Genomic DNA, 19,247 nt, shown 5'->3' on the forward strand with positions numbered 1-19,247 from the left:
ATGGCCCTTTCCAGAGCCACCAAAAATGATTGCAGATCTCAACTTGACTTTAGAATAGTGTGTGTTGGGAATGGTATGTCAATTCCTTCATTTTTGAACTGCTCGTTGATCATGGTATTCACCATATCAATTACTGCAAACTTTTCACCGGGTGTTTGAACCCACATTATCATTGCGAAATCAAGGCTGAAATCACCATGATTGTCAAACCTTACATAGGGTTGAGGATCGTCAAGAATGATGTCTATACTTTCGGCTATACCATAAAGCACCCTTCGCACCTTCTCAACATCAGAACCATATGCAACGCCAATTGTGACCTTGACCATCATAGTTGATTCAGGAGTAGTATAGTTGACTATCCTGCTGTTAGCTATTATGCTGTTTGGTATTACGATCATGTTATTGTAGAGATTCATGATGCGTGTACTCCTGATACCTATATCCTGCACAATACCAATCTCACCACCATCTATCTCGATCCTGTCACCAAGCTTGAAAGGCTGGTCAAAGTAAATAGAAATTCCACCGAAGAGCTGTGCAATAGAGTCCTTGGCAGCAAATGCAATAGCAAGTCCGGCAATACCGGCAGATGCAAACAAGGGACCTATGTCCAGACCCCATATGCCTTTTAGAATTGCAAGGAAACCAAAGAAAACAATTAAGACGTTTATGATATTCCGGAATAATGGCAATAGCTCATCATCCATTTGTGTCTCGGTCTTTCTTACAATATTGGAAATAACATGCCTGAACAGTATCTTGTTGATCCGGAGCAGGGCAACGATCCATATTATACTCAGAAACGAGAACAATATACCCGCAATAAACTCAATTGCAGCGTTTCCGGCATAGAGCACCTCTGCAGCGATGTAAAAACCGAAAAATACAAAGGTGTAGAAGATGGGTTTTTTAACTGCAGATATTATCAGGTTGTCACAGTGAAACCTGGATCTTGAAGTGAAATGTAAGAGAACTTTTTCAAATATGAGATCTGCCAGAAAAGCCAGGACAACCGAAGCAATAAGAATGACGATTGCTGAAGCTATTTTTGATTCGAATAATCCCAACTGGTATCCTGTAATCTCAGCCATGTATTGAGGGATCGTTTGATTCAAAAACATATGCAAGAGTTAAATGAAAAATATATAAGTTTTTCCAGACAAACAAAGCCCACTAAAAAGAATGATATAGCATTTCCGGAATAGATATGGATGTGAAAGAAAGCAAAAGGAATGTTTCCAGGAAATGGACACAACAGGGAATCAAGGAAACTGATCCGGATAGAAAATTGCATTATTTTAATCTGGCATTGGAAGTGAACCCCTACGATATAATTTCATTGAACCAAAAAGGAATGCTCCTTCATAAAGCCGGTGAGTATGAGAAAGCAATCAACTGCTATGACAGGATACTGGCCCAGGTAGATACAGAAAAAACAGTATCTGCAATCTACAATAAGAGCCTTGCTTTAAAAGCCATGGGAAAGTATGAAGCAGCTTTGAATTATCTCAATAAGGTAATCAGGCAGGATCCCGACAATCCAAGAGTAAAGGACCAAAAAGCAAGTGTCCTGAAATTGATGGGAAAAGTTGGAGATAGCAAAAAAGTACCTGATCAAAACAGCATTCCACTCAAGAAACTTGCAGTGAACATTATCTATAGCGAATGGAATCCACCGTCTGCCAGTAACCTTCTGGCAGATTCCATGAAATGCAGTCGCAGTGACATAAAGTATCACAAGGGCCTTGGAGAAGACATCATTCAGGAAAAAGCGATACAGGATAAACTGAACAAGCGTGTATACTCATGTGCAATATGCCGTTTTCAGGAAAAAGAAGTATGTAATTATCCTGAAACAAAAGGAATGGCTGTATCAGCAACAGCCATTTGCAGACACTTTAAACCCATAAAGGGCATCTGATAAGATGCTCTTTATATGATACCAAGTTCGCTCAAACGATTTGGCAGGTAAGTATCCGTGACAAAGTCAAGACCTTTTCCTGCAAATGCTTGCTGTTCAGCTTTTTTGCCAATATCAAGTTGTAAACTTATCTGCTCCTTCCAGTAATCTGACTCGAAACGGGGGTCTGTAAGCTCACTTCTCAGCGCACTTATGTCCTTATCTGTCAGTTTATCCGTTGAAAGTTCGTATTCCACTATATCGGAAGGCTGAACTCCTATGAAATGAGAACCAGGTGTCGCCATGTGTTCGGACAAGTGAGCACTTTTTATAGCACCGTATGCAACCGAAGCAAAAATACGATATGACCAAGGGTCACCATCAGTAAAAACAGTTACCGGAATGTTCATCTCTTCATTCATGCGTTTGATAATACGCCGGGTCGATCTTGCAGGCTGACCTTTAAGGTGAACTAATATTGCATTGTACTTCTCATCAAAACCATTCTCAATGAGCCTTGCGTACATACCACCAGTCTCAACAGCAATGATAAAATCAGCATCATGGTCAAGGAACTCAATATTCTCAACATTGAATGGGATCTGGTAACCACTTTCCCCAATATCTTCCTGGCAGTGGATGACCCTGTCACCACGTTTGGTTTGCTCACGCAGACGTATTGGTCCGAACATGGTTGCGCCATCTTCCTCAGGACGCATATGGAAGTACTCTCTCTGAAGACCGGAAATAATCTCAAGGTCCTCGATAAGCCTGTCACTTTCAGGCTGTTCGCGGAACTTGGCTATGTCCCAGTTCTCTGAAATATAATACAACTCTCTTAAAGTAGAACCTCGGTTCTGCCCTATATGGTTGCCCAATAGGAAATCGACCACATGGGTTGATTTCAAAAGCTGGAAAGCACCCTTTACAGTCTTGGCAGTTCTCTCAGTTTCCCTATCACCATAAACCCAGACATCACTTTCTTCACTATACTCAATGTTGTTCTTTGTACGGCTTGGGAGAGTAACGTTTGGAATAACCTCATCCACAAATTGATTATAGAGATTACTACTTAGACCCAGAAGACGATTCTTTGCGATCTCATCGTTTTCGATCCTCTGAGGAGATATATCATTAGCCATTTAGTTCACCCCTTTTATTGCCTTTGCACCAGTAACAAGTTCTTCATCCAGCCCTTCAACTATCAATGATGGTAATCTGGCAATTTCATTTTCATCAAGACTTGCCACTGAATAATTGATAACTTTGGATGAATCAGGAGATATCACCATATCCCAGATATAGTCAAAATCATTACCCATCGTAATTATCTTAGGTTCAGGCACCGGACCTTCTATCTCAAATGGAAGCATGTCATGTACTTTCAGTTCCTGTTTTTTCCCGGAAAAATTCTTCACCCTTATTGAAACATCAGCCCCACCATTACCATTACTCTTAATGTGCCGATCAACAAGGAGGTTGCCCATAACCTTTGCAACTACGGGATTGATATCCGGAACATCCTTGCCAAGAGTCTCAGCAAGCTTTTCAGCCATTCTGGGAAGTACTTTTGTTATAATAATCTCTTTTTCACGGCGCTTCTTAAGGGAACTTTGCTTGTTAAGGTAACGGTTAAGCTTCCTGGCAACCTCTTTAATGGCAAGCTCTACTTCATCCTTTATCTCAGGGATATCGGCAATCGCGTCTTTTGATTCCGATGTGAATGGAACGTTTGTGGAAGCAACGTGGATAAGAATGACAAGTGGTCCGCTGGGCAATCCACCTCCGGGCTGATTTAGTCCGTATTGTTTCCATTTTATAGACTCTATGGCATGGGTTGTAACACAGCCACCCTGTTGATACAGAAGAGGGACCCTGTTTGCAAAACGCATTATATCAACGCGGTCATCCTTGTGGAGTTCTCCACCATACGCCATGCCCACTTCAACAACAAAAGGATTACCCGAGAATACTGATGCTGTGCGGGTAGTAGTTGCTATGAAATCCACGTTGAACTCTTTTTCAAGTCCTTTGTAAATAAGTTCCCCACCAATAGGTGAAAGACAGTCAGTAGGCGGTGCCATTATCTTCACTTTTGTGAAGGCTTCCAGAAGTTTTTTGACCTGATTGCGGTTCAGATCATGAGGATCTTCCTCAGGGTCGAGTCCTGATGCCTTACATATCTCCTCTGCTGTGAGGTGACCGATCTTCGAGAATGAATAACGTAGGAAAGGACTCAGTTTTTGCCTCTCTGTGTATCGAAGCATTTTCATGAGAGTACCAAGCTCGATTCCCAATGGGTGTGGAAGGATTTCCTTTGCAGGAACAGGTAATTTATCTGTTCCCCTCTCAAACATTACCTCATTGCCATCCGGCTCGACAAGGGTGATCCTTGCGTGCGGATTCACAATTGCAGTTGCTTTGAGGTACTCGAATATTGACTGTCTCCTTCCTCTAACATATGAAGCTTCCATTTCCATCTCAATACGAGTTCCGTGAGGACGGTCCCAGTCTACGATGTCATCTTTGAGGATCTCAGGATCATTGGTGCTGGTATTTATCATCAGCTCATAGTAATGTGCCGGCTCACCATGCCCTATTTTGGAAATGATCTTTGTAGGGTGGCCTGAGGTCAGTTGGGAGTAAAGTACTGATGCGGAAATTCCTATACCCTGCTGCCCACGACTCTGTTTGATGGCATGAAAACGTGATCCGTAAAGGAGCTTAGCAAATACCTTTGGGATCTGCTCCTTTATTATACCAGGCCCATTGTCCTCAATTATTATGACAACGTTGTCCTTTTCCGAGCGCTCTATATGCAACAGAATATCAGGCAATATCTCTGATTCTTCACAGGCATCAAGAGAGTTATCTACTGCCTCTTTGACAGTTGTGATAAGACTGCGTGGGGCCGAATCGAAACCAAGTATCTGCCTGTTCTTCTCAAAGAATTCTGCAACACTTATGGATTTTTGGTTTTTAGCAAGTTCTTCTGCAATTGGAGCTGACATAAGAGAATCTTCCTCTTCCAATGTTAATAGAAAATCAAAGTAATAGGATAGATAAATAAAGATAGATAAATAAATATCGTAGAAAATATAAATGGGTTTTGAATATTATTTCAATTCAGCACCCACGATAGTCTGAGTTGCAGTCACATTATCAGTTTCCCGGATAAGGTCAACAATACTATTCAGATTACCAAGGTCATCAACTTCAATAATGATCACAAAATCATATTCTCCAAAAACGTGATATATGTCCTTGATACCTTCGATCCGGTTAAGCTCATTGTAAGCAACCCGTTCATTACCAGGCAAAACATTCACCATAGTGCATCCAATAACGGTCATACATTATATCTCCTATAATATGAATTTAGTAAGTGCATGTGATGGATATGAAAAGGGAAGATTTGGTTAAATACGAAACGGTCAGGGAATGGATGGAAATAGTTAACCCTAGGCCTAATACAAGACGTAATTACCTTACAGGGATGCTAAAATACGTTAAGTTCACAGGACTTAACCCCGATGAACTATTGCAGGAAGCAGATGAGGACATTAAGAAAGGGGTGCTGCCTAGAGAACGCAGGATTAAGAAAAAGCTAGTATCTTACAGAAACTGGCTTGATTCACAGGACCTGGCAATAAATACAAAACTCAATGACTTTTCCGGTCCTAAATCTTTTTACAGGTCTTTTGACCACGAATTACCAAAAATGCCCAGGTGGGAACGTTCAAAGCCAAAAGAGGAACATCTGGATATTCCAAACAAAGAAGAAATTAGAAAAGCATTGAATGTTTGTTGTCTGCGTAACAGGGCAATTATTTTGACTGGTTGTTCGTCCGGTTTGAGTGCCGAAGAAATCTGTAAACTTACAATTGAGCAGTTCAATAAAGGTTATGACACTGAAAGTGAAATAACAACATTGTTCATTAGGCGTGGGAAATCAGGACAAGACTTCGTTACCTTCATATCACCAGAAGCTACACGAGCAATTAGGAAATATTTGGAATACAGAAATAGAACACACAATGTCAATGATCCCAGAATCCAAGTACAGCTTGACAAACAAAAAATCTATGGCAACGCTGGTTATCTATTTATCAAAAAGAACGTGTCAGATGAGTATCTAGATACTTATGACGAGGGATTAAGGAAACTTGACGTTGATGGGTTAATTAAAGCATACAGAGTATTATCGGCAAAGGCAGGTTTATCCAATAATAAAGGAACGTGGAATCTGATCCGCAGCCATAACATGAGAAGGTTTTTTAACACTACATTGAAAAATGCGGGCTTCGATAGTGAGCGGGGGGAGTATTTTATGGGTCATGCACTTGATGGTGTCAAAGGAGCATATTACAGAGCTGAAGCAGATAAATTAAGGGATATATACAAAGCTTTTGTACCATACCTCACAATTCAAAAAGACCTTGATGTTACAAGCACACCTGAATACCAAAAGCTCACAGAAGAAAACCAAGATCTTAAGGCAGCTAAGGAATATTACAAGGTTGAACGCGGTGAATTTGAATCTCTGAAATCTGAACTTGAAAATATTAAAAAGCGTGAAGCTCTTAAGAGTGAAGGATTAAAACTGTTTCCATGTGATATCCAAAAGGCCATTGAAGCTGAGGTCGCAAAGGCTATTAAAAACTGACCTATCACATTCCCTGCCTGTGGTGCCTAGTTATGATTGTAATATAGCAGACCACAGACAGGATATCCGCAGGGCACAACCATTATTTCAAACAATAAATTATTTAGGTGTAATCCACGCACCATATAATACCTCTTTATTTTTTCCTGCTATATGCGATGTACTTATCCAGCGATTTAGTTACTATATATATCTTTGGGTGTATGTGGCAGGGCATCCATGCCCACCTACCATATATGGAAGCTGGGCATAGCCCATAATATGGCATCTTTTTCTTTTTTACCATGCTACGGTCAAAAAAATATATATAAGAGCTTGTTTCTGTTTTTATATATCTATAGAATATGTGTCAGACATGTATTCGGAGGAAATGTAATGCAAAATGTAATAGCAACAAATATGACATTGGAAAAAAACGTTCTTGAATGGATTGATCATTCAAGGGGGATAGCTAAGAGATCAACATACGTTAATCAAATCTTAAAGGAAAAGATGAATCAAAAAATTGCATGAAGTGACCACACACAACGCGCCCACGTTGTGTACGGTCAAAAGAGATTGATTCAATCAACCGTCTCTACAAAATGGTTTTTGAATCGTTAGCATATATAGCTTATGCTATATACACACTATTTTAATCTCTTTTGCCTGGTGTGGTCCTCAATATCGAGGAAAATATATGAATGAAAATTTTAAAGAATGGGCAAAAAAAGTCCATTCAGAGAATCCTGATGTTATTAAGCACTGGAAACAGTCGAACGACATAATTGAGCGAGCACTGGCGAATGCAATTTATGAAATTGTGAGGGATGATTGAATGACTACAAAAACTGAGCTCCTACGTGCTATCAGGCAAAATTGCCTAGCTTGCTGTTGTGACTCAAGAAAAGAAGTTACAGAATGTTCTATCACCAAATGTCCTTTGCATCCATATCACATGGGAAAGGATCCATCCCCCGCTAGAAGTTGCAACATACAAAAAACTCCTCTTACAGAAAGACAGTTTTCCGTGCTAAAATAAAAAGGTGTATTGAAGTATAGTGGAAGGGAAATGAATGATCAATTTAAATGACTTAAAGATTCCGGCCTCCTACGAAAGCGGCATAGTTGCAAAGAAAGTGATAACAACAATTCCAGTCAGGAAACCAAAGAAAACGGAGTTCTTTAGGATTCGGCCAGAGCCGGAATGGTGTGTAGATTTGGCCATTGCTGACATGATGGATGGAGAGGATGAAAGATATCTGGTAATGCCTGAATTTTACCCCGAATTGGAAGCTTTCGGGGTCTTAAAGCCCGTCAGAATCTATACCGCAATCACATACACTACTAATGTTTTGTTTTTGACGGACGTTGGATTACCAGATGTTGAAGGTAAGCACAACGAATACCACCGCTCAAGGATGGAAGCATATGAGGTAGCGAAAACAAACTGGGTCAAAATTATGGCAGACATGAGCCTTGGAGCTTATATCCGCTATGAACCTGCGACACAACTTGATGATCCTGATTGGCCGGAAGAGCCTGTAAACCTTGAAGCAGCTATAAACATAGCCTTCAAGGGACGTATAATTGACAGCAACGACCACCCAGTATTGAAGCGCCTTAGAGGTGAGGTCTGATGCATCCACAATTTAGAGAGACGTGGGTAGTTGACTTTGAATTTATGGCACCAGATGGGGAGAAACCAGACCCTGTTTGTGTTGTCGCAAAAGAGGTCCACACAGGCAAAATCATTAGAGAATGGCTACAGGGGGTCGATGCCCCCAAAAAGCCACCATACCCTATCGACGAGCAGTCTTTATCGGTAGCATATTATGCAAGTGCTGAGTGGGGCTGTCACCTGTCTTTAAGTTGGGACCTTCCACAGAGTACGATTGATCTATATGCCGAATATAGGAACTTAACAAATGGATTTCCAGGAATCAGAAGAGGTTTATTGAGTGCATGTAGCAGATATGGAATTCAAACAGCAGCTGACGCCTATAAGGAAGGTATGAGAGATAGGATTTTACAAGGCCCTCCGTTTACCGATCAAGAAAAAAAAGATATTCTGGACTATTGCCAGTCCGATGTTGATGCCACCTGCGAATTGTACAAAGCAATGTCACCGGAAATAGACGTCCCTAGGGCACTTTTTAGGGGCGAATACATGGAAACCATTGCCCAGATGGAATACCGAGGCACCCCCTTGGACGGAAAAACTTTGACCAGACTTTTAGATAAATGGGATGATATAAAGGCACTATTAATTAAAGAGACAGATTCTGATTTTGGGGTTTATGAAGGTTTAAAATTCAAGATGTCCTTGTTTGAAGACTACCTTACTAGAAATGGTATACCGTGGCCAAGGACAGAAAAAGGTAATCTGAAAACAAATGATGACACCTTTAAGGACATGGCAAAAGCCTACCCAGAGATCCAACCATTAAGGGATCTCCGGTTTATTATTGGACAATTGAAATTAAACGGGATAGCCATAGGTAACGATAATAGGAACCGTTGCCTTTTATCCCCCTACAATACTAAAACAGGCCGGAACTCTCCCAGTACAAAAAAATTTATTTTCGGACCTGCTGTCTGGCTCAGGAACTTGATAACGCCAGAGAAGGGAAAAGCTCTCGGATATATTGACTATTCTCAGCAGGAGTTTTATATTGCTGCTGTCCTTTCCGGTGATGTCGCTATGCAGGAGGCATATAAATCCGGTGATCCTTATCTAGCATTTGCGAAGCAGGCAGGAGCAGCACCGGAGAATGCTACAAAAACTACGCACAAAGAGATAAGGGACGCATTCAAACAATGTGTCCTAGGAGTTCAATATGGAATGGGAGCCGATTCTTTGGCATATCGTATGGGAAAAACGCCAGCACACGCAAAGGAATTACTACGACACCACCACAGGGTTTACAAAACATATTGGGATTGGAACTCAAAAGTATTCAACAATACTTTATTGAACAGAAAAATAACCACTTGTCTGGGCTGGAGCTTTTGGGTTATTGGTGCTGGTTGTAAAGAGCGGACCATTAAAAATTGGCCAATACAGGCGACAGGTGCAGAGATTCTGCGTATAGCATGCATACTTTTGAAAAGGGAGGGTATCCACATTGTGGCACCCATCCATGATGCCTTACTGGTTGAATGTTATGAGGATGAAATAGAGAGCATTATACCTTTAGCACAAAAATTAATGGAGGATGCATCGGAAATAGTTCTAGGACAAGGGTATAGAATAAGGACTGATGTAGATCTGATAAAATGGCCCGACAGGTATCAAGATCCCAGAGGTGCAAAGACCTGGGAAAAAATTATGGGCATATTAGAGACACTTGAAGGTGATGTAACATGGACCACTTAAACAGACAAACTGTCTGTTTAGACGGACAAATTGTCAGTTTAAACGGACAAATTGTCCTACCCGTCCTATATTTTATTTTATTTATTATTTGTTTAAATACTAATAGTGATGAGGTGGTGATGGTAAATGGTTAAATCAAGCAAATTAGAGGAACCTTTCATAAAAAATATTCCACTTAGACACATATATAGAATTGTAGTGCTCCCAGAAAATGCTATAAAGGTATTTTTGTATCTGTGGTATCTTTCAGGAGTTACAAAGAAAACAGAAGATCTGGCTATATCATATAAGAAGGCAAAGAAGTTTAATATAAATGAGCGGGGTGTTTCTAGGGGACTGGGATATCTAGAAAAAGCTGGTATTATAAAAACGAATCGGGGCGTAGGTCGTGCCCCCCGAGTTACTTTACTGTTGGATTGAGAGGGATATATCCAGGATCTCCTAGCTTTTTACTTTTCAACCTAACAACTGTCATAAATTTTAAAACCATTCACTTTCATATATATATTGAAGAATATGTGACACATAAGTACCAACTTCGTGATAAAAATAGCAATGGAGGGCGGTTTAAATGGTTAAAGAAGACAGGATAAGCTCTGATTCTGCAAAAAATATCGACCGAATGAAACTTTTGGATGTTTCCTCATGGTTGGTGGAGTCACTACGTATCAGACTTGCAGCCGATAGATTCAGGGAACGCGAAGGTGACAGTATCAAATTGCAGTACCTCCGTGTGCTCGTGCAAGCAATGCAGGCACATAATTCCATATTAAAGGAACAGGAGTTAGAAGAAATAAAAACAAGGCTTGATCAGCTGGAGGGGAATGCATGATCCATTCTGAAATAAAAAGAAGGCTTGCAGCAATCGAAGAGAAAAAGAATCGAGGTGACTTTAAAGCATTCATGAATATAGACCATGAACTGGATGCACAGATAGAACAGTACAAGCAAGAACATCCACATGACGAACTTATGATAATAGAGGTGGTTAACCCCAATGCGGAGGAAGTATAATTATTGTTGCTTCGATAATCCATCATATTGGATAAAATAAACTATCCTCTAAGAAAGCTGTCCAGTACACCCCCCAAGTGTGCATGCATAGGATGACCGTATACCCTGGAGACCTCTTTTTTTCCATATTCTGACTTTTCTATGAAAGATGAATATAGTCCCTACTTCTTTGTATCCATCATCCTGAAGGATTATGTAGGTTTCTGGGAGGGGATATGATAGGCCTTTCTGGCTCCTAGTACCCATAATAAAGGAAGTGTGAAAGATGAGTAAACTTACAATTTCAAAGTTTCCTAGTTATCCCGGTTACAATGTTGTAGCTGATGGAAAATATCAGAATGGTACTATCGAACTAGGCTCTGATAATCAATGGAAATTTTACCCTAATCAGGGTGGTTTCGATTCTTCAGAACTGGTTCAGGTAATAGAACTCATGAAGAATATAGATTCCGAGAACCCATAATAAAGGAAACAAGGTGACCAGGTGGATGCTTTGTCAGGTGCTTTCAATGCGCTGTTTAAGAAGCCTGTTAAGGTTCCAAGGTTCTCAGCTGGGTTTGGTGTTAGTGGTGGATTAAGAGTTTAGAGTAAAAAAGTAAGCAAAGGGACCTTAACCCTTCACTTAAGAATCACTCTTTCCTGCGCTGGAAGAAGAATGCCAGTCCAAGTATTGCAGCTACTGGGAGTGCAATGGTTGGGAACTCTGGGATTTCATTACATTCTGTATCATATTCCAGATCATCAAGTGCAATTCTGGCCTCAGTGTCGTGGTATATTACATAAGCTATCGGGGTTGAACTGCTTACCTCAATGGGATTCCAAAAATATGGCCCTAGACCAGGGGCAGAGACCGAATCTAAAAGGTTATCGCTACTGTCATATGCTTCAAGGTAACAGATTGAATCGAAAGTTGCATACATAAAGCCAACCCTTGAAACCGGCATATCAAAATCAATTCTCATGGAACCTGTCTCGGAGGCTACAAAAATTGGTGGAGATGGGGCAGGGAAAAATATGGTAGGTATAGTTAGGGCGTCCCCTGAAAACGTCAAACCAGGATAATGTGTACCAACATATACCGAAGCACCCAAATCATTGAAGTTGATCTTTACGGTTTCCGCACTTGCGGATCCTACCATCGCTAGCATCAGAACAACAAGCAAACAAATTAATTTTGTTTTCATTTATATCCCCCATGAATTCATACAAAATCTGAGTTTTTATATATTGTTTATATTTGCTTTACACTGCACTATATTCTTTGTGAAACTGTGATTCGGAACGTTGCTACTTAAAAAGTAAACGGCATTAATTTAAAAGATAAAAATACAATCATCCTATTCCTACTTCGCCAAATAAAGGAAGTGCAGAGGATGAAATATAAAATAATATTGTCATTTTTAATTATTTTTATTTTATTCTTTAACTATGCAGAATTTACAATTAGTACTGATGAACATATATTATCTGTATTCAATATTGAAAGAGATGTTTTCATAGAAGAAGGTGACAACGGCTGGTTTTATGGTCATTTTTATGAACATAATTGCTTAATCACAATTAATATATTGTTCATTAAAAAACAAATTGCTGCATATTACTAGAAATTACCTAAACTGCCAAATAAAGGAAAGCGTAATTGGGAGGCACTTGCATGCTTTTTAATGAACATCGATGTGGTCACTGCTTTGTCACTATAAGTGCGCACTACATGTGCCTGCCTAAACCGCCAAGTAAAGGAAATCAATATAAAGAGGTATCAAATCCAGCTATTGATATTATACATAAAAGGTCTGTTTCGTCATCTTATATATGGTTTTGACAGGTGTATCCATTGTCATAAACTCATGTTGCCATGGACTGATAAAACCTTTCAGATCATATGTGGAAATGTGTATTATTCATGTAAAGTTCATGATGATAGCAAAAAGTAACACTTTTGCAACTTCCAACGACATACTAGAAAACCGCCTTTTCCCTTTTATACTATCTCGGGTTTTGTGTTATCGGTTGGTTGCGTGGAAAATAATTTCCGATTAGTTTGTATAATCGGAAGGTTAGAACCATCCTGTCAGCCTCTTTTTGATCTCTATTTTCTCAGCCTCAGTAAATGGCAATCCTTGGTAATGGTTCATTGATGTTAGCGTATCATGTCCCTAGCACAAGCAAATCATATTACGAGGGATGTCTGCAGTTACTACCAAGTACCTATGCTTTTCCTACTGTTTTACCGCTTATACCTGGAGTCCAATGCCTGCTTTTCCAGTGCACATTAAAAGAGTCCCACTCCAAGAAGATCTTGAAGGAGGCTTTCTATTCTCAAAAAAATAGTCCAGTACATTCCCCAGCTGTGCAGGAACAGGATAGACATATCTCCCAAGATACCTCTTTTTGCCTTATTTTGAGTTTCCCCCAGAAGATGAATATAGTTTCTTATGGACCTTTATCCACCGTTCAGGATGATTATGCCGCCTCTGGGCTTCTACATATCCCATCCTTGAATCTTAATACCATTCACCAGTGTGGGCTCTATTTTCCCATGCTATTTTACTATAACAACAATATTTCGTAGCTTTTTTGGTAAATCCCCTGCAGAATCTCTCAGATATCAGCAGTAAAAACCTATCCTTATGGGAAAGGATTCATCTCCCGCCAGAAACTACAACGTTCAAAAAACTCCTCTTCCAGAAAGGTCGTTTTCCGTCTTAAAATGAAAAGGCATATTGAAACGCAAGGGAAATACATGCCAATTTCGAGGTTCCCTAGTTTAAGTAAAACTAGATGGCAGTTCCTTCGCCAAAGAGATCAGATGTGATAAAATGCCAAACATCTGGAGGGTTATTTCCTTTGTTTGATATCATTGCGTTAACCGATTTTATTGCTGCTTCTCCATATTTGCCGTATTATAGGTGGAGTGGGTAAAAATGGGACAAAAAGAAGACAGTCTCTTTAGAAAAGGGTCAAGACTGTCAAACTTGGGGTGGATTGAAAAAATCACTCCAATATTTGTTCATTCTCTTTTGCCCAGGCAGGTTGGTCTATAACAAGGAGTTCAAGGTCAACATCTCCAGTGCTCTGCGTGTACTGCTTTGAGTTTGCAGGTATGTGGACGAGCTTTCCTTTGCTCAGTTCAAATGGCACATCTTCTATGTAGAGCACGCCTTCACCTTCAAGAACATAGTATACCTCGGAGTTATTCATCCTGTGAAGTTCAATCGATTCCCCTGCATCGATCATCACATGTGTAAAGCTGTAATCCACATCAAGATCCCTTTCAACTTTTGCTGGGTGGAGGAGATATCCAACGGATATGTTTCCATAGCGAGTGTAATTCAGATCTTCAAGAGTCCTGGTATAGATATAGTCATCAATATAGAACCCTGACCCCACAAGGTAGGTCTGGTTGTCAAAGGATGCTGCTTTGATGAAGGTGTATTTATTTGAGGGTTCTGCTTCATCGGGTTTTGGCCAGTAGTAATCAATCCAGCCCTCTCCTTCTTCACTGAGAGCTATGTCTATGAACAACTGACCTGTTGGTTTACCGTTGAAATCTTCATGATTGCTCACGTCCTGTCCTTCTCTGCTGACATCTGGCGGATACACCACACGTATTCCATCGGTCCTCCAGACGAAGATGTAGAAATCATCATGGAACCACTGACTGTTCTTCTCCCTGAACTGCGGGAAAGCCTGCCCCCCTTCCTCCTCTATTAACTCGACGGCTGAATTGACCTGTGAGGCAGTAAATTCTCTTTGTGAAGCCAGTTCATTCTGTTCCTCAACTATACCCTGTTCGTCTTCACCAGTATCATCTGGTTGCACACACCCTGCAACTACAAAGAACATTACAAGGATTAATAGAACACAAATTACTTTCTTCAACTCGATCATATCACAACACTCCCATATCATGTATGTTTTTAGAATAAATACGACTATTGGTTCAATAATATCGATTATAGTAAGTTTTGAAGTGGGAGTTACATGCTTGTATAACTGGAACTTTTTGATAGATTGCGGTGATTGGGTCCTTCAGATAGCTATTAATCTCGTATCAAAAAGAATAAATCTCCAGTCAACTGTGATTAAGCAGACATGGAGATTGGAAACCATGAAGCTCAGATTATCTACCATTCATGTAATCCGAGCATCATCGTACAGGTCATTAATTGGCGTTAATGTGATAGAGGATATTTGATATGTCGCCTGTCACATAGATCGTACCCGAAGGACTCACATCCACACTATTGAATATATATGTAGGTGAGACGCCGAGAATTGCTTGTACACCAACTTCGAGATTTTCGGCTATGTTACTGATATCTCTGGTTTGGAGGTCAATCTTCGATAGGCTTCCGGTACCTGTTTCGGCAATCAGTAGATTCACATCCACAGCAAGACCTTCCGGGAATGACAAGTTAGTTGCAACTGGCATTGGTTGAGCAAGCATTTCGCCATCTTTCACTATTTACAACACCATACCTGTGAATCAGCCGCTTACCCATAGGTCATTTTCTGTTGCTGCAATCCCTACAGGTACTGCAAGTCCTGTGGCAAGCGTTGTGCGTTCCGTATCGTTTACTTTTACAAGACGTGCTGCTCCGGGTTCCAGCCCGAGTTCAGCGACAAACAGATCACCATGGAAGATGATTGAATTCATGGGCACTGCACAATTCAGATGTTCCTCGAACTGTTCTTTTTGATGGTGCTTTCCGGAATAGTTCTAAATAAACAAAAAACAAAAGTTCAGACCGACCTCTGAACTTTCTCGAACTCTTCCTGAATTTCCTGTTCCGGCTCCTCACCAAATCTGGTGATCAGCATGATAGCAATGCTTGAAAGCACAAATCCCGGCACGATCTCGTAGAGATCGAAGATTCCGCCTGAGAGCTGTTTCCAGACGATGACCGTGGTACCACCAATGAGTATTCCGGCAAGTGCTGCATTCCTTGTCATCTTCTTTGAGAACAGTGAGAAGATGATGGCAGGGCCGAAAGCTGCACCGAATCCTGCCCATGCATAGGCTACAAGTTCAAGGACTGAACTTTCCGGGTCGAGTGCGAAATAGTATGCAAGAAGGGAGATTCCGATAACCGTGAAACGTCCCATCCAGACAAGTTGCCTCTGGCTGGCATCTGACTTGAAGAGCAGCGTGTATATGTCTTCTGTAAAAGCAGAAGATGCCACAAGTAACTGTGAGTCAGCAGTACTCATTATGGCTGCCAGGATCGCTGCCAGCATTACTCCTGCAACGACCGGGTGGAAGAGGCTGTTGACCATTACTATGAACACGGTCTCGCTTGTTGCCCCTGCAAGGAACTCCGGGACATATGCCCTTCCCACAAGACCGACGAACACTGCAAATGCGAGGGAGATGGTTACCCATGACATTGCTATTGCACGGGACTGTTTGATCTCCTCAGGTTTGTTGATCGCCATGAAACGCACAAGGATATGTGGCTGTCCGAAATACCCGAAGCCCCATGCCATGAGGGATACGATTGCCATCAGTGAGATCATGGTTCCGTCAGAGCCTGTAAATGGGCTCAGGAGGCTTGGGTCGATGGTCCTTATGATATCAGTGGTCGAAGAGATACCTCCAAGTCCGTTCATGGCTGTCAGAGGTACTAATGTAATAGCAAGAATCATGAGCAGGGCCTGGAAGAAATCGGTCCAGCTGACTGCCAGGAATCCTCCCATGAAAGTATAGAAGATGATGGCAAGCACTCCGATGGTAAGCGCTGTGACATATTCGCCCCCGAAGACCGTGCTGAAAAGCTTACCGCCGGCAACGAAACCGGAGGATGTATAGAAGAGGAAGAATATCAGGATGAACAGGGCTGAGATCGTTCTCAGGAGTTTGCTCTTGTCACGGAAACGGTTCTCGAGATATACCGGGATAGTGAGAGCATCGCCTGCTTCCATTGTGTATTTACGAAGCCTCTTGGCAACGAACTTCCAGTTAAGGTATGTTCCGATTCCCAGTCCAATGGCGATCCACATCGCTTCCATTCCTGCAAGGTACGCATAACCGGGTAATCCCAGAAGCAGCCAGCCGCTCATGTCCGATGCCTGGGAACTTAAAGCGGTTACCCATTTGTTCAATTTCCTGCCACCAAGAATATAGTCGGACAGGTTCTCAGTTCTCTTATAATAGTAAAAACCGATCGTTAGCATAAAAAGCAGATATAATGCAATTATGATCGCAACACTCTGGTTGTCAGATGTGATTTCCATGACTAATGTTCTCCTGTGGGTATTGGTCCTTGAGATACAGTTTTTCCGTTATTAATGTTATAATTTATCAGTGAAGCATTAAAATCCTTGAACAACGACTGTTTTGCAAAGCGATTCTGCTCTACATGATCTATACTTTCGAAAGGTGTATAGAATAAGAAGTGGATGCATCAAAGAACTGAAGGGGATCTGGATGCATCCGTCATCTTTATTAGCTCAAATAGACTCCCGCACCGAGCCACCAGGTATCATCGACCTTCTGGACGTAGCTCATCTTGGGTTCAAGGGTCATATTGTGGGATGGGTTATAGTAGTGGTAGAAGATGTAGCCGCCGCCGTGTTGTGCCAGAAGGATCTCGACTCGGGTGTAATTGACACCGTAGGGATCCTGAAGCCCGGAGAGGTCGGTTCCGATCAACTGGGGCTGATGGGGGAGCGACAGGGTCGTTCCATTATAATCGAAGGCGTAGATGTAGAGATTGTCGCGTACAAACGTACCGTTCTGATCATTGAACTCCGCAATCGCGGCATCCTTTCCGTTCGTATGGGCATACTTAATCGCTTCCTCTACAAAGGATTCCAGGCTATCTCTTACCTGAGGATTTGTGCCCATCCTCACGACCGGCGAATCCTCCTGCGGATCGTAGATGCCGGCTCCGATGAACCACCCCCTGTCCACCATCATCACATAGCTGAGTTTTTGTTTGACCGTGAAGTTATCTGTGGGGTCTACATAGAGATACCGGGCGAAGCCCCCGCTGGACTGTGCGGTGGCTGCCATATCTTGGATATATGCGGTGCCATTCGCATCCGTAATGTTCCACCGTTTCGTCCCGATGATCTCGGGCTGGAATGGAAGGGCCAGTGTGGTGCCTTCGGTATCGTAGGCGAAGATATAGAGTTCGCCGTCAACGAACTGGCCAGTCTGGTTATTGAACTCCCTGAGAGCAGCTTCCTGTCCATGGACGTGTGCATATTCATAAGCTATCTCGACGAATGCCACGAGTTCCCCTGGAGATACGGTGGAACTGGAAGCTGGCAACAGCGCGTCGGTCGGCGTAGCCTCCGATTGGTTCTGAGGAAGAGTGGTATCGGTGTCCATACAGCCGGCACCAAGGACAGCTATCAGCACGAGTGTAATAACAAAAAGGGTTGTATGAGTTTTCATAAATAAGAATTAGGGTTTGTATTAATAAAGATTAGGTGAGATTATCAGATTATTTATTCTCCATTCTAATTTGATGGGGCATTTCTATGGAACCCGAATTTCGAAATGTTTTTTACAGAATGAGAATATATTCTATATTAATGAGAACCGGGAATGGAGAACAACCTGCTGATCGTAACGCATTTAAATGTGATCTGATGGGGTTTAGAGAAGCACATAATCTTTCGAAGATACTTTCTCAAAAAATAAAAGAGTCAGGATATGTTCCTGATATCATAATTGCAATTGGCAGGGGTGGCTATGTGCCTGCCAGGTTGATCTGCGATTTTCTGCTTTTTGATGACCTGACAACAATAAAGATCGAGCACTACAAAAGAGCTGCAGATATTCAAGAGACAGTAAAGCTAAAGTTTCCCCTTTCTGTTGATATCCATGGTAAAAGGATCTTTGTTGTGGATGATGTTACAGATACAGGTAAAACACTGAGTCTTGCCGTAGAATACCTGGAACGCTTTGAACCTGCAGAGATTAAAACAGCAGTCCTACAGCACAAAACATGTTCTGATTTCGTGCCGGATTATTATGCTAAAAAAGTTGTCAAATGGCGTTGGATCATTTACCCATGGGCTGCTTATGAAGATCTTGCAGGATTTACTGAAAATATAATTGCTGACAGAACTTTAACTGCTCTGGAAATTTGTACGGAGTTTGATACTCGTTACAATATTACAATAAATGAGTCAGATCTTATGGAAGTACTTGATGACCTTAGTCTGAGGGGAGAATTGGAACGCATTGATAATGAAAAGAATATAGAATGGAGAAGAACAGGTCTTTCAGAGTAAATCGAATAGTATTTTAGCTTTTTATTTTGTAGGTTGTAGACAATCGCAATAATGGG

At 41.4% G+C, this 19,247-nt stretch carries 21 protein-coding genes; 11 read left to right on the top strand and 10 right to left on the bottom strand.

The genetic code is table 11. The annotated features are described in order from the left end of the window. Positions 1-38: 38 nt before the first annotated feature. The gene (locus V7O66_RS06540; RefSeq protein WP_406662376.1) at positions 39-1,118 is read right to left on the bottom strand and encodes a mechanosensitive ion channel family protein; all 1,080 of its coding nucleotides are present in this window, start codon (positions 1,116-1,118) and stop codon (positions 39-41) included. 98 nt (positions 1,119-1,216) lie between these two features. On the opposite strand from V7O66_RS06540, the gene V7O66_RS06545 reads away from it, so the two are divergent. Beyond that, positions 1,217-1,924: a tetratricopeptide repeat protein gene (locus tag V7O66_RS06545; RefSeq protein ID WP_406662378.1), complete on the top strand. Its 708-nt coding sequence runs from the start codon at positions 1,217-1,219 to the stop codon at positions 1,922-1,924. A gap of 11 nt (positions 1,925-1,935) precedes the next feature. Here the strand turns inward: V7O66_RS06545 and V7O66_RS06550 are convergent, their stop codons facing one another. The 3 genes from V7O66_RS06550 to V7O66_RS06560 form a co-directional block, all read right to left on the bottom strand. Next, positions 1,936-3,045: a DNA topoisomerase IV subunit A gene (locus tag V7O66_RS06550; RefSeq protein WP_406662380.1), complete on the bottom strand. Its 1,110-nt coding sequence runs from the start codon at positions 3,043-3,045 to the stop codon at positions 1,936-1,938. Beyond that, positions 3,046-4,914 carry a DNA topoisomerase VI subunit B gene (locus tag V7O66_RS06555; protein WP_406662382.1) on the bottom strand — a complete coding sequence of 623 codons (1,869 nt, stop codon included), beginning with the start codon at positions 4,912-4,914 and terminating at the stop codon, positions 3,046-3,048. A 105-nt stretch (positions 4,915-5,019) separates the two neighbouring features. After that, on the bottom strand, positions 5,020-5,235 hold the full coding sequence (locus V7O66_RS06560; protein ID WP_406662384.1) for an Lrp/AsnC ligand binding domain-containing protein: 216 nt from the start codon (positions 5,233-5,235) through the stop codon (positions 5,020-5,022). 62 nt (positions 5,236-5,297) lie between these two features. Between V7O66_RS06560 and V7O66_RS06565 the strand changes: the two genes are divergently transcribed. From V7O66_RS06565 to V7O66_RS06605, 9 genes are all read left to right on the top strand, one after another. Then, the gene (locus V7O66_RS06565) at positions 5,298-6,569 is read left to right on the top strand and encodes a tyrosine-type recombinase/integrase (RefSeq protein ID WP_406662386.1); all 1,272 of its coding nucleotides are present in this window, start codon (positions 5,298-5,300) and stop codon (positions 6,567-6,569) included. Positions 6,570-6,944: 375 nt separating this feature from the next. Then, positions 6,945-7,082 carry a hypothetical protein gene (locus V7O66_RS06570; protein ID WP_406662388.1) on the top strand — a complete coding sequence of 46 codons (138 nt, stop codon included), beginning with the start codon at positions 6,945-6,947 and terminating at the stop codon, positions 7,080-7,082. Between the two features lie 166 nt (positions 7,083-7,248). Further along, positions 7,249-7,386: a hypothetical protein gene (locus V7O66_RS06575; RefSeq protein WP_406662390.1), complete on the top strand. Its 138-nt coding sequence runs from the start codon at positions 7,249-7,251 to the stop codon at positions 7,384-7,386. A 238-nt stretch (positions 7,387-7,624) separates the two neighbouring features. Beyond that, a complete protein-coding gene (locus V7O66_RS06580; RefSeq protein ID WP_406662392.1) occupies positions 7,625-8,188 on the top strand; it encodes a hypothetical protein in 564 nt (187 codons plus the stop codon). Then, positions 8,188-9,927, top strand: coding sequence for a DNA polymerase (locus tag V7O66_RS06585; RefSeq protein WP_406662394.1), 1,740 nt, complete (start codon positions 8,188-8,190; stop codon positions 9,925-9,927). The genes V7O66_RS06580 and V7O66_RS06585 overlap by 1 nt, the downstream gene beginning before the upstream one ends. A gap of 126 nt (positions 9,928-10,053) precedes the next feature. Then, the gene (locus V7O66_RS06590; RefSeq protein WP_406662396.1) at positions 10,054-10,347 is read left to right on the top strand and encodes a hypothetical protein; all 294 of its coding nucleotides are present in this window, start codon (positions 10,054-10,056) and stop codon (positions 10,345-10,347) included. Positions 10,348-10,498: 151 nt separating this feature from the next. Continuing rightward, positions 10,499-10,759 (top strand): hypothetical protein, encoded by a 261-nt coding sequence (locus tag V7O66_RS06595; RefSeq protein ID WP_406662398.1) that lies wholly within the window; start codon positions 10,499-10,501, stop codon positions 10,757-10,759. Further along, the gene (locus V7O66_RS06600) at positions 10,756-10,941 is read left to right on the top strand and encodes a hypothetical protein (protein WP_406662400.1); all 186 of its coding nucleotides are present in this window, start codon (positions 10,756-10,758) and stop codon (positions 10,939-10,941) included. The genes V7O66_RS06595 and V7O66_RS06600 overlap by 4 nt, the downstream gene beginning before the upstream one ends. Positions 10,942-11,206: 265 nt before the next feature. Continuing rightward, entirely contained in the window at positions 11,207-11,404 is a 198-nt protein-coding gene (locus tag V7O66_RS06605) for a hypothetical protein (RefSeq protein ID WP_406662402.1), read from the top strand. A 166-nt stretch (positions 11,405-11,570) separates the two neighbouring features. On the opposite strand, the gene V7O66_RS06610 is transcribed toward V7O66_RS06605, so the two are convergent. The 6 genes from V7O66_RS06610 to V7O66_RS06635 all read right to left on the bottom strand — a co-directional run bounded on the left by V7O66_RS06610 (position 11,571) and on the right by V7O66_RS06635 (position 18,181). After that, a complete protein-coding gene (locus V7O66_RS06610) occupies positions 11,571-12,125 on the bottom strand; it encodes a PEF-CTERM sorting domain-containing protein (RefSeq protein WP_406662404.1) in 555 nt (184 codons plus the stop codon). Positions 12,126-13,935: 1,810 nt separating this feature from the next. Then, entirely contained in the window at positions 13,936-14,832 is an 897-nt protein-coding gene (locus V7O66_RS06615) for a cache domain-containing protein (RefSeq protein WP_406662406.1), read from the bottom strand. 274 nt (positions 14,833-15,106) lie between these two features. After that, a complete protein-coding gene (locus V7O66_RS06620; RefSeq protein ID WP_406662408.1) occupies positions 15,107-15,406 on the bottom strand; it encodes a hypothetical protein in 300 nt (99 codons plus the stop codon). A gap of 24 nt (positions 15,407-15,430) precedes the next feature. Continuing rightward, complete coding sequence (locus V7O66_RS06625; RefSeq protein ID WP_406662410.1) at positions 15,431-15,601, bottom strand: hypothetical protein; 171 nt, start codon at positions 15,599-15,601, stop codon at positions 15,431-15,433. Between the two features lie 86 nt (positions 15,602-15,687). Next, positions 15,688-17,178 (bottom strand): sodium/proline symporter PutP, encoded by a 1,491-nt coding sequence (gene putP, locus V7O66_RS06630; RefSeq protein ID WP_406662412.1) that lies wholly within the window; start codon positions 17,176-17,178, stop codon positions 15,688-15,690. Between the two features lie 211 nt (positions 17,179-17,389). Further along, positions 17,390-18,181 carry a cache domain-containing protein gene (locus tag V7O66_RS06635; protein ID WP_406662414.1) on the bottom strand — a complete coding sequence of 264 codons (792 nt, stop codon included), beginning with the start codon at positions 18,179-18,181 and terminating at the stop codon, positions 17,390-17,392. A 362-nt stretch (positions 18,182-18,543) separates the two neighbouring features. On the opposite strand from V7O66_RS06635, the gene V7O66_RS06640 reads away from it, so the two are divergent. Then, on the top strand, positions 18,544-19,191 hold the full coding sequence (locus tag V7O66_RS06640) for a phosphoribosyltransferase (protein WP_406662416.1): 648 nt from the start codon (positions 18,544-18,546) through the stop codon (positions 19,189-19,191). The last annotated feature ends 56 nt before the right edge of the window (positions 19,192-19,247 follow it).

The organism is Methanolobus sp. ZRKC3 (assembly GCF_045291275.1).
Lineage (GTDB): Archaea > Halobacteriota > Methanosarcinia > Methanosarcinales > Methanosarcinaceae > Methanolobus.